The organism is Paenarthrobacter sp. FR1, assembly GCF_051106045.1.
In the GTDB taxonomy this organism is placed as follows: domain Bacteria; phylum Actinomycetota; class Actinomycetes; order Actinomycetales; family Micrococcaceae; genus Arthrobacter; species Arthrobacter nitroguajacolicus_A.
Window position 1 is genome coordinate 24,173 of record NZ_JBPFSF010000012.1, and the last position, 11,138, is coordinate 35,310.

Sequence of the window (11,138 nt, forward strand, 5' to 3'; positions counted from 1 at the left end):
CTCCCACCCTCCGTTCATCAACTCCATTCGCATATCTATCAAAGGAACAGGACCAACCGATGACCATGACAAACGAGCAGGCCGTATGGTTTGCGGAAACATTCGAGAAGCTCGTTGCCAACGTGGGCAAGGCCGTCCTCGGCAAGGAACACGTCATCCGGTTGACCTTCACCGCGATGCTGGCCGAGGGGCACGTCCTGTTCGAAGACGCGCCGGGTACGGGCAAGACCTCGTTGGCCCGCGCCTTGGCCGCAACGGTCCAGGGTTCCCACAACCGCATCCAGTTCACCCCGGACCTCCTGCCGTCCGACGTGACGGGTGTGACCATCTACGACCAGAAAACCCAGAAGTTCGAATTCCACAAGGGTCCGGTGTTCAACAACATCGTCCTGGCCGACGAAATCAACCGTGCCTCGCCCAAGACGCAGTCCGCACTCCTTGAGGTCATGGAGGAATCCCGCGTCACCGTGGATGGAACCACCTACGAGGCGGGCCGTCCGTTCATGGTGCTGGCAACCCAGAACCCGATCGAGCAAGCGGGAACGTACCGATTGCCGGAGGCACAGCTGGACCGGTTCCTCATCAAGACGTCCATCGGCTACCCGGACCACGCCTCCACTGTGCGTTTGCTGGGCGGTGCCAACCTGAAGGATCGGTCGAAGGAACTCACCCCGCTGATCACCACGCAGGCCGTGGCCGACATGGCGGACCTCGCGGCCACGACGCACGTGGACACGGCGGTCCTTGAATACATTTCGCGGCTCTGTGAGGAGACCCGTAACGCATCCGAGACGCGCCTCGGCGTTTCCGTCCGTGGCGCCTTGGCGATGGTTCGCGCTGCCAAGGTCTGGGCGGCAGGTCAGGGCCGGAACTTCGTGTTGCCGGATGACATCAAGGAACTCGCGCCCGTGGTGTGGACCCACCGACTGGTGATGGACCCGGAGGCCGAGTTCTCCGGCGCGACACCGGAGGTTGTGCTCAGCCGGGTCCTCGGCGACGTCGCTGCACCCCAGCAGCGCGCCACCGCCTAAGCCTGCTCAGCGCCTTACCCCTAGACCCCCAGCCAAACATCCCCAGCCCAAACAAAGGTCCCCACATGTCCTCCAGCACACCCCTGAACAGGGCTGCTGATTCGCTGAAACGCGCAACGTCCGCGTTCGCCGGCAAGATACGCAACCTGCGCGGCTCAGGTGGTGGCACGGGCCAGCGCCCTTCCTCCACCGGCAAACCAGCCGGTTCGGCAAAGCCCCGCAAGACCGGCAAGCTCCACCCTGCCTCAGTGTGGTCGGAAGCCGCCGGTACCGCTGGTGAGTTCCTCGCGCCCGCATGGCGCAAGGTCCGCGGTGTCTGGTTGGCCTTCGCCTGGCCGGTCCTGTCAGTGGTGAGCCTGCTGGGCTGGGTGGTGCTGGCCGCTGCGATCGCGCTGTGGTGGGCCGGACAGGCATGGGGCTGGCAAGAAGCCAAGTCTGCCGCCATGGTGGCATTCCTGTTGTTCGTCCTGGCCATCGCCTTCATTGTGGGGCGTTCGGCGTACGGCGTGGTCCTGGACCTTGCCCGCACACGCGTGGCCGTGGGGGATGACGCCGTGGGAAGCATCGCAGTCTCCAACGTGTCCACCAGGCCGTTGTTGCCCGCGGCTCTTGAATTGCCGGTGGGATCCAACACCGCCGTTTTCCACCTGCCCCGCATGAAGCCGGCGCAGGTGCACGAGGACCTGTTCACCATTCCCACCGCCAGGCGCGCAGTGATCGTGGTGGGTCCGGTTCGTTCGGTCCGCGCCGACCCCCTTCACCTGCTGAGGCGCCGTGTGATGTGGACCGAACCCGTGGACCTGTTCGTTCATCCCCGCACGGTCTCATTGGGCAGCTCCGCCGCAGGTTTCATCCGGGACCTCGAGGGAATGCCCACCACCGAACTTTCCAGCGCCGATGTCTCCTTCCATGCCCTGCGTGACTACGTGCCCGGCGACGATCGCCGCCACATCCACTGGAAGACGACGGCCCGCACCAACAAGCTCATGGTCCGCCAATTCGAAGAGACCCGCAGGGCCCACCTTGCCATTGCGCTCTCCATCAACACCGATGAGTACGATTCCGAGCCCGAGTTCGAGATGGCCATTTCCGTGGCAGCCTCGATTGGTCGGCAGGCCATCCGTGAACAGCGGGAACTCGATGTCCTGACCCAAAAAGGACCGCTCCGCTGCGAAACCGGCCGCAACCTGCTGGACGACACCACAAGGATCGTCGGGGCACCCATGCGGAAGACCGCCGTCGACCTCGCCCGGACGCTGTCCGATACGGTCCCCAACGCCTCCGTGGTGTTCTTCGTAGTGGGAAGCCACGTAACGGCCACGCAGCTGCGTTCGGCCGCCGCGTCCGTTCCGCCCGGCGTCCGCAGCCTGGCTGTCCGTGTCCAACCCGGCGCCGCGCCGTCGAGGGCCAACATCGCAGACCTGACGGTCCTCACTGTCGGCGACCTTGATGACCTCGCCATTGTTCTTCGAAAGGCGGCAGCATGAGCTCCGCGCCCAATCTTCGCGTGCGTCCCCGCGCCGCCAAGAAGACTACGTCAACAGGCAGCGCCAACCGCGCCGCCGGGGGATCGCTCCTCGCCGACGGGCGGCCGTGGTGGCATTTCGCCGTGGACTGCGGCGCCCTGGTGGTGCTGCTGTTCCTGGGCGTCCTTGGTTTCACCCTGAGCTTCGGTGGAGACCCCCGCTATCTTGTCGCGGGTCTGGGCGGCGTGCTCCTGGGGGTGGGCATTGCTGTCCTGAACGCCCACCTCCGCCTCGGGCTGCTGATTACCACCGCCATGGCTTTCGGCGCGTACATGCTGTTCGGAACCGCTTTGGCTGTACCGGACTCGGCAGTCTTCGGTTTCCTGCCGAGCCTCGATTCCCTGCGAACGCTCCTCCTGGGCGTCGTCTTCGCCTGGAAGGACATGTTGACCGTAGGCGTGCCCGTGGGCACGGCGAACGGCATGCTCATTGTGCCGTTCCTCAGCTCGCTGCTCACGGCGCTGGCGGCGGGACTGCTGACGTGGCGGTTGAAGAGCCCGTACTGGCCGCTGCTTCCCGTCTTGGTCCTGTTCGTCACGGGCATCGCCTTCAGCACCAGCGCCGGGTTCCTCAACGTGGAGCGCGGCGTCTCACTGACCATCGTGTCCATTGTGTGGGCTACGTTCCGCCGCGACGTGTTGCGCCAACGAAGCACCAAGACCGTTTCGGCCAACCGGCCGGATTCCGACGCCGGTGCAGCCCGCCGCGGCCAGCTCCGCCGTCTGGGGACTGCTGCAGCAGTGATCGCCGTCGCGGTGGGCGTCACCGCCATCGCGTCTCCGCTGGTGACCGCCAGCGACGACAGGAAGGTCCTCCGCAACACGATCGTTCCCCCCTTCGACCCCCGCGACTACATCACACCGCTGGCGAGCTTTCGCAACTTCGTCAAGGACGAGAAGGACAGCACGCTGTTCACCGTCAAAGGACTGCCCAAGGACGCCCGTGTGCGGCTCGCGGCGCTGGATGCCTTCAACGGACTGAACTACACCATGGATCCGAACAGCTCGGGTAACTTCAGCAAAGTGGGCGATGCCCGTTCGCTGAACACGCTGGCGGACGCGGGAAGCCCGGTGGAGGGCACCAACTACACGCTGGACATCACCATCGAGGACTACCAGGGCTACTTTGTGCCGGGCGGGCGGCACACCACCGGGATGAGCTTCGCGGAGACTTCCGGTGCGGCGTCCGGCCTGTACTTCAACGCCGGTACGGACACTGCCGTCACCACCAAGGGCCTGGCCAAGGGCGAAAACTACACTGTTCAGGTCTCCGATCCGGGCACCTTGGAGCACGGCCAGTTGACGCAGTACGACTTCGCCAAACTCACGTTGCCGGAGGCCGAGGAAGTACCGCCGATCGTTCCCTCCCAGGCCAACGAGATTTCGGCTGACGCGCCCACGGCCATCGACCGTGTCCGCCAGATCGAGGCGCATTTCCAGAAGAGCGGCGCGTTCAGTAACGGCCTGGTTGCCGATGGGCAACTTCCGAGCCTTCCCGGCCACAGTGCCGCGCGTGTCCGCAATATGCTCTCCGCCAAGCAGATGCTCGGTGACGACGAACAGTACGCGGTGTCCATGTCCCTGATGCTCCGCCACCTCGGGATCCCGTCCCGGGTGGTCATGGGCTTCTATCCGGATCCCAAGAGCCCCGAAAACGGTGCCGGCGACGTCAAGATCACTGGCAAGGATGTGCACGCCTGGGTGGAGGTGGCCTTCGACCGCGTAGGTTGGGTGCCGTTTGATCCCACGCCGCCCAAGGACAACGTGCCCATCCCGCCTGACCCGGAAAACAAGTCCAAGCCCAAGCCCCAGGTGCTGCAGCCGCCACCCCCGCCGCAGGAACCCGCGGACTTGCCGCCGGACTCCACCCCGGATGCCCTGGACGCTGACGAGAAGAAGAACAACCCCTGGCTCTTCTGGGGTCCCTTGCTGGCAGCCATCGGTGTGGCGCTGATTCCCTTGGGGATCCTCGCCTTGCCGCTGCTGCTGATCCTCCTGTTGAAATCACGACGCCGGAAGGCCCGCTTCCGTGATGGCCACCCCGCCCAGCGGGTCGGGGGCGGTTGGAACGAAGTGATCAGCCTCGCCACCGACATGGGTGCTTCGATCGACACGAAGTCCACGCGGCGGGAATCGGCCACGGTCATCGCGGACGCGTTCCCCACCACAGGGACCACCACCACGATGCTTGCCCACCGTGCCGATGCCGCCGTCTTCGGGGCCGGCCAGCCGAGCGAGGACGAAGTCAAGCAGTACTGGGAGATCGTGGATTCATCGCTGACCGACATCACGGGAAGCGTTGGTTTCTGGAAGCGCCAGCAGGCCCGATTCTCGCCCCGGTCCCTGCTGTCCGACGGCAGGGCTGCCCTCCGCCGCCGCGATCAGGCCCCCAGCGATCCGGGTAAGCGTCGGTTCAGCCTTCGTCGGAAGAAGGACACCACGGATGAGCAGTGACGTGGAACTCTGCCCCGCCTGCCGGCACGCGGTCCGGCCGGGCGCAACGTTTTGTACGCAGTGCGGGTCACCGTTGAACAACCGAGGTGCACGCAAGGAAGGGAACATCAACCACGCCCAGAAGGCGGCGTTGGAGTTCGCAACCCGCCAGGGCCTGCCCGATCCCGGTAGTATCTCGGTAGTGTCGGCGCCGGCGTCGCCGGTGCAACCGGTGTATCCGGAAACAACATCAACGCCGAACGGAAAGCCTGGGCCAGGGGGAGGGACCACCATGACCACCAAGCTCGAGTTGGTGCCCGCATCTGCGGGAAAGCGTCTCGGCGCAGCTGTGCTGGATTGGCTGGGACCCGTTGCCGTCCTCGCCACCACCTTCGCCATCGGCATCGCCGGTATCACGCAAACGCGCAGGAACGGCTTCATCGTCTATGACACAGGTTTGTTGGTCCTGCTCGGCAGCATCGGCCTTGGAATCACAGTGGTCTATGTCGTGGTGCTGTTGGCGTTGGAGGCCAAGTCCGGAAACACCGTCGGCAACCAACTCATGGGTATCCGGAGTTCCGATGCGGACGGCTACGCGCCGGGCGCCGGCGCCGTGTTTGTCCGGGGCATTATCACAGGCGGTGGCTTGCTTCTCGGGGCCATCGTCTCGGTTGTTCTTTCCGCTTTGGGCTTGATCGGCCTGGTCTTGTGGATCGGACTGCCGCTCATGGCACTGGGCGTGGTGTGGGCCATCCTCGTGGTCATCTCCAACGCCTGGGACAAGAACGGCAAGCTCCGCGGCTGGCAGGACAAGGCTGCGAAGTCCCTGGTGTTCGATGTGAACGCCGGCCGTAACCCCGTGACGACTGGTGGCATCCAGGGTCCCTACAGTTTCGCGCCGATGGACCTGCCTCCCGTGCAGCCCGTAGCGTCCCCCGTACCTGTAGGCCCAGCATCCGGAAGCGGGCAGGTCCTTCCCGCGCAGGTCACGCCGGCCGCCGCACCGGTCGCCGCGCCGGTCACTGCGCAGTCGGCCCCGGCGCCTTCAGTGCAGCCGCCGCACGATCCCAACCAGTGGCGCCCGCCAACAGCGCCCCGGCCGGCCTCGGCGGTACCCCCGCAGGCCACCGTCATCCCACAACCCGCAGCCGAGACGCCCGCGCACCCCGACGATGACGTAGAGCGGACGCAGATGCGCCCCGGCACATCCCGAGCACAGGCCGTCCTGCGGATACGGGTGGATGACGGCCAGGATGTCCAACTGGGCGGGTCTGTCCTGCTTGGACGGAACCCGGCACCGCAGCCCGGGGAGGCCGTGGAGCAGTTGCTTCCCGTCTCCGATCCCGGCAGGTCGATCTCCAAGACCCACTTGCACCTGTGCGTCGATGGCGACGGAGTGTGGGTCTCGGATCGCAACTCCACCAACGGAAGCGCTGTCACCACCCCCGACGGCATCCAGACCAGGCTCCACCCGGGCGAAGCTGTCTTTGTCCGTCCAGGTTCCACCGTTCACTTTGGGGACCGTTCCTTCCACCTAGGACAAGCATGAATTCACAGCCGGCCACTCCTGCCCACGCCGAAGCCGGTCCCACTGCAGGCGGGTCCTCCTTTCGCCTCAGCTATGGCTACGGAACAGACCGGGGCCTTCGTCGCGAACTGAACGAGGATTCGTTTATTGCGGCGGACCCCGTGTTTGCCGTCGCTGACGGCATGGGTGGCCACGAGGCCGGCGAGATCGCCAGTGGCATGTGCGTTCGAACCCTCGGCAGTGCCCCTGAGTTGGCGGCGGGTGTGCGCACCGCATCCGCGGCCGACCTCCAGTCCTGCCTGTTGAAGGCCGATGCCAGCATCCGCAATGCCACGGGGGCCCGAGCGGGAACAACGCTCTCCGGCGTGGTGGTGGTGGAACAGATGGGACTGCCGTACTGGCTGGTGATGAACATTGGCGACTCCAGGACCTACCGCCTGAGCCAAGGGGAGTTCGCCCAAGTCAGCGTGGATCACTCTGAAGTACAGGAACTTGTGGATTCCGGGGACATCACCTCAGAGCAAGCTGCAGTTCACCCTCGCCGCCACGTGGTCACCCGAGCGCTGGGCACCGGCGACGAGACCGAGGCCGATTTCTGGTTGCTTCCCATCCAGGAGGGCGATCGGATCATGGTGTGCTCGGACGGCCTCAACGGTGAGCTGGGCGATGACCACATGTTCCGCATCCTCAGCACGGTGGCACATCCGCAGGACGCCGTGGACGCGCTGATTCAGGCCGCCCTGCGAAGCGGCGGCCGTGACAACGTCACCGTGATTGTTGTTGATGCCAAGAACGTGTTGAACGACGCCGGCATCGCCACCACTGCGCCCCGACCGGAGGTTGGGACCGAGGTTGAAGAGGACACCCTTCCCAGAGCCTGGGTGAATGGAACGGACCAGCTGAATGGAACGGACCAGCTAAATGGAACGGACCAGCTGAAGGAAACCGACCAGGAGGAAGGCGTCGATGGCAAGCAGTAACCGGCTGTCACTTACGCGTTACCAGCGGGGCGAGTGGTTTGGCGTGGTGCGGAATGGAACCGTGGTGCTCCTCGGTCCGGACACGCCCCATGCGCTGATCGACACCGTCTGGGAACTGCTGGCTTCCGCTCCCGAGGCTCACGAGGTCCTCCATGAGGTGACGGATGCGTTCGGCGTTTCGCTCAGCCGCATTCCTCCCTTCGGGATCATCGACGTCAAGGACGCACTCCGTGTGTTCCTCCGGGGCGATCTCGAGTTGCTCGTGCAGCTTCCCTCCGGCACGGAGCAGATCACAGGGCGTGATGTCACTACGTGGACCGAGCGGCGGCTCCCTGGCGTTGCGTCCTACAGCCTGCGCATTGGGGAGGGCAGCCGGCCGCTGAATAGTTCGGCAAGCAACAGTTCACCTCGTAACAGTCCCACCCTGGATAGCCCATCACTGAACAGCCTGCCCTTGACTGAGGGCGTAGTGCTGCTTGCAGCCCTTGAGGTTGGAACCAGCGAATCCGTGCACACCGTCGGAGAGCCACAGGTCCACGCGGCAGCCGTTCCGGCCATGGAGGGAGCACCTGTCGCAGGGGAGTTCCCTGCTGAGGCGCGGGTTTCGGACGAAACGATGATCGGCTACACGGAAGCCGATCTGGGAATGACCATAGCGCCTGGAGGCGTGGGCAGGGTGCCCGATATTGCGCCTCCCGGTTCATCGGTTGCCGACGAGCCTGCCGCCGGGGAGTTTCTGACCGACGGGACTGTTGCCGAGGCACTGGTCGCGGAACCGGTCGAGGAACCAGCCGACGAGCCTGCCGCGGAAGAATCCGCGGCCGAACCGGTCGGGGACGGACCTGTTGCCGACCAACCTGCTGCCGACGAAGCGGCCGACGAACAGGTCGACGGGCCTGCTGTGGACGCCTCTGAAGTGTCCGTCCACACGAGTACTACCGATCCCGTGATTCCGTCGCTGGAAAACACCACCAATTATGACCACCTCTGGGACAAGACGGTGATGCGGAACATTGAGGATGCAGCCGTCCGCCTGGATGACGAGTCGGATGACCACGACGCACCTGCATCCAAAACCCCCGACGCGCCGGCGGCCCCGGCCCCCGAACCGGAGAACCCGGAACCAGTCCCATCCGCACCGGCCACTGTTCAGTCCCCTCCAGCCGTGCAGGTCCCGGCGACCCAAGGCCTGATCGACTCCGTTCCTTGGCTCCGCAGCACCACGTCGTCAGCCAGCGCGGTCAGTGACCAGCAGCCGGTGGTTCCGTCGCACCCTGTTGCGACCCCCGCGCCGCAGCTGCCGGCCAACTGGCCGCCGCCACCGCCCCAAATTCCGTCCGCGGATGACGACTCAGACCACGACGGCCAAACCATCATGAAGAGCAGCCTGCCCACGGACGACCAAGCGGGCGCCCAACCGGCCAACGCCGAACAGCTCGCCGTCAACGGTCCCAGCGTTCTCGCTCGGGTGTGCCCCCAAGGGCACGCCAACCCGCCAACATATCCGCAGTGCTCCGTTTGCGGGGTCGCTGTCTCCGGAGATTCCATCCATGTTCCGCGTCCGCGCCTGGGCCGGATGCGGGTGTCCACCGGCGAGCTGATCGACTTGGACCAGTCGCTCATCATCGGCCGTCAGCCTTCGGTTTCCCGCGTCCAAGGCGGCACCATGCCCCGCTTGGTCCAGGTGGAGAGTCCCGGCGGGGACATCTCCCGCTCCCACGTCGAGGTTCGGCTGGAGGGGTGGCACGTCATGCTGTGCGACCTGAAGGCTACTAACGGAACCGTGCTCATCAGGGAGGGCCAGGCACCACGCCGGCTTGCCCAAAACGAGATGGCCATCCTTCTGGACGGCGATATCGCTGAGCTGGGCGACGACATTTCATTGCGTTTCGAGGAGATTCTTTGAGTTCCAAGAGGCCCCCTGCACCGCCTCCACCCATCCCGGGCTTCAAGTACATCAGCCTGCTTGGCTCTGGTGGCTTCTCGGATGTGTACCTGTACGAACAGGACCGACCCCGCCGGAAGGTTGCGGTCAAGGTGCTGTTGTCGGACCTGAAGACCGAAGGCGCGCGCCGCCGCTTCGAGTCCGAGGCGAACCTGATGGCGCAACTGTCGTCACACCCGTATATCGTGACGATCTTCGAGGCCGAGATCACCGAGAACGGCCACTCGTACCTCGCCATGGAATACTGCTCCAGGCCGAGCCTCGACGTCCGCTACCGCCGCCAACGTTTCAGTGTTGATGAGGTCCTGGCCGTCGGCATCCAGGTGGCCTCCGCCGTCGAAACCGCGCACCGCGCCGGGATTGTCCACCGCGACATCAAGCCCGCCAACATCCTGGTGACCGACTACAACCGGCCCGCGCTGACGGACTTTGGCATTTCCGGCACCATCGGCGCCGACACTGAGGACGACGCCGGCATGTCCATTCCCTGGTCGCCGCCGGAACAGTTCAGGGGCGGCGCGGTGGACGGTGTTCCTGTGGACATCTGGGCACTGGGGGCCACCCTCTACACGCTGCTGGCGGGTCGATCGCCGTTTGTCCTTCCCGGCCAGGACAACTCGCAACGGGAACTGATCTCGCGCATCACCAACTCGCCGCTGCCCAGGCTTGGCCGTGCCGACGTTCCTGAGTCGCTTGAGCTGGTCCTTGCCACCGCCATGGCGAAGTCCCCGGAGTCCCGCTACTCGTCGGCCCACGCGTTCGCACTCGCGCTGCAACGGATCCAGACCGAGCTGAACTTGTCCGTCACACCCTTCGAAGTCCTCGAAGAACCAGGACACGGCGATGAACATCCGGACGACAACTTCGAGGAAACCCGGGTCCGGAGCATCGCCGCGATCGATCCGGATGCTTCAGGAACGGCCACGACAGGCTCTGCGCCGACGTTCCCGGCACGGACCTTCCCGTCCACCGTTCCGGGCAGCAGCCCGCAGCCTGTGCGGCCCGTGCAACAGCCCCCACAGACTGTCCCGGCCCAAACACCACAGCAACCCCCGCAATTCCACGCGCCGGCGGCGCACACCGCCCCAAGGCCCGGCGACTTGGCGGAGCCGGACGCGGCCGAGTCCACGGTCTTGCGGGGCTGGCAGTCCACGCCGTCGCATGATGACCTGGGAGCGACAGTCAACCGCGCCGGTGCTTCCGCCGACGCGTCACCGGCAACGGAGGAAGCCCCGGTTGCCGACCACAGCAAACGCAACCTATGGCTGGCCGCAACCGGCGCAGCGGTCCTGGTGGTCGCCGTCGTGGTTGGTCTTGTCCTTGGGGCTTCCGCGCAGCCCAAAGTGGTGCCCACCGAGGCCGCCAGCAAGCCCCCGGCCGACGCTTTGGACAGCGGCAGCGTCCCGGACGTCGAAGCCCTTGCCGCTGCTCGGGACACCAAGGATCCGAACATCATTGTTTTCTCTTGGAAGAACCCGCAGCCAAAAGAGGGCGATACCTACAAGTGGCGCACCAAGTCCGCGAAGGCTGACGGTGCCTACGAAACAACGCGAACCGAGAAGGCTTTTGTTTCCGGATTCGGTGAGCCGCCCATCTGCGTCCAGGTGATCATTGTCCGGTCAGACGGCAGCGCATCGCCTGAGGGACCGGGTTCCATTGCCTGCCTGGACAGTTAGCCGGCACATGCAACAATCAC

General features: G+C 65.3%; 7 protein-coding genes. All 7 read left to right on the plus strand.

The features are described 5' to 3' along the window. The first annotated feature begins 59 nt into the window (after positions 1–59). The 7 genes from ACR30Z_RS19490 (at position 60) to ACR30Z_RS19520 (ending at position 11,118) form a co-directional block, all read left to right on the plus strand. On the plus strand, positions 60–1,031 hold the full coding sequence (locus tag ACR30Z_RS19490; RefSeq protein ID WP_144652051.1) for an AAA family ATPase: 972 nt from the start codon (positions 60–62) through the stop codon (positions 1,029–1,031). Positions 1,032–1,096: 65 nt separating this feature from the next. Continuing rightward, positions 1,097–2,518, plus strand: coding sequence for a DUF58 domain-containing protein (locus ACR30Z_RS19495; protein WP_434374332.1), 1,422 nt, complete (start codon positions 1,097–1,099; stop codon positions 2,516–2,518). Continuing rightward, entirely contained in the window at positions 2,515–5,010 is a 2,496-nt protein-coding gene (locus ACR30Z_RS19500; RefSeq protein ID WP_434374333.1) for a transglutaminaseTgpA domain-containing protein, read from the plus strand. Before ACR30Z_RS19495 ends, ACR30Z_RS19500 begins: the two co-directional genes overlap by 4 nt. Continuing rightward, positions 5,000–6,538 carry an RDD family protein gene (locus ACR30Z_RS19505; RefSeq protein ID WP_434374334.1) on the plus strand — a complete coding sequence of 513 codons (1,539 nt, stop codon included), beginning with the start codon at positions 5,000–5,002 and terminating at the stop codon, positions 6,536–6,538. The genes ACR30Z_RS19500 and ACR30Z_RS19505 overlap by 11 nt, the downstream gene beginning before the upstream one ends. Next, a complete protein-coding gene (locus ACR30Z_RS19510; RefSeq protein ID WP_434374335.1) occupies positions 6,535–7,497 on the plus strand; it encodes a PP2C family protein-serine/threonine phosphatase in 963 nt (320 codons plus the stop codon). The genes ACR30Z_RS19505 and ACR30Z_RS19510 overlap by 4 nt, the downstream gene beginning before the upstream one ends. Continuing rightward, complete coding sequence (locus tag ACR30Z_RS19515) at positions 7,484–9,403, plus strand: FHA domain-containing protein (RefSeq protein ID WP_434374336.1); 1,920 nt, start codon at positions 7,484–7,486, stop codon at positions 9,401–9,403. The genes ACR30Z_RS19510 and ACR30Z_RS19515 overlap by 14 nt, the downstream gene beginning before the upstream one ends. After that, positions 9,400–11,118: a serine/threonine protein kinase gene (locus ACR30Z_RS19520; protein ID WP_434374337.1), complete on the plus strand. Its 1,719-nt coding sequence runs from the start codon at positions 9,400–9,402 to the stop codon at positions 11,116–11,118. Before ACR30Z_RS19515 ends, ACR30Z_RS19520 begins: the two co-directional genes overlap by 4 nt. Positions 11,119–11,138: the final 20 nt, after the last annotated feature.

What these genes read in the sequence shown, in the direction of transcription:
- ACR30Z_RS19490 (WP_144652051.1), top strand. Translation starts at nt 60, where the DNA reads ATGACCATGACAAACGAGCAGGCCGTATGGTTTGCGGAAACATTCGAG.
- ACR30Z_RS19495 (WP_434374332.1), top strand. Translation starts at nt 1,097, where the DNA reads ATGTCCTCCAGCACACCCCTGAACAGGGCTGCTGATTCGCTGAAACGC.
- ACR30Z_RS19500 (WP_434374333.1), top strand. Translation starts at nt 2,515, where the DNA reads ATGAGCTCCGCGCCCAATCTTCGCGTGCGTCCCCGCGCCGCCAAGAAG.
- ACR30Z_RS19505 (WP_434374334.1), top strand. Translation starts at nt 5,000, where the DNA reads ATGAGCAGTGACGTGGAACTCTGCCCCGCCTGCCGGCACGCGGTCCGG.
- ACR30Z_RS19510 (WP_434374335.1), top strand. Translation starts at nt 6,535, where the DNA reads ATGAATTCACAGCCGGCCACTCCTGCCCACGCCGAAGCCGGTCCCACT.
- ACR30Z_RS19515 (WP_434374336.1), top strand. Translation starts at nt 7,484, where the DNA reads ATGGCAAGCAGTAACCGGCTGTCACTTACGCGTTACCAGCGGGGCGAG.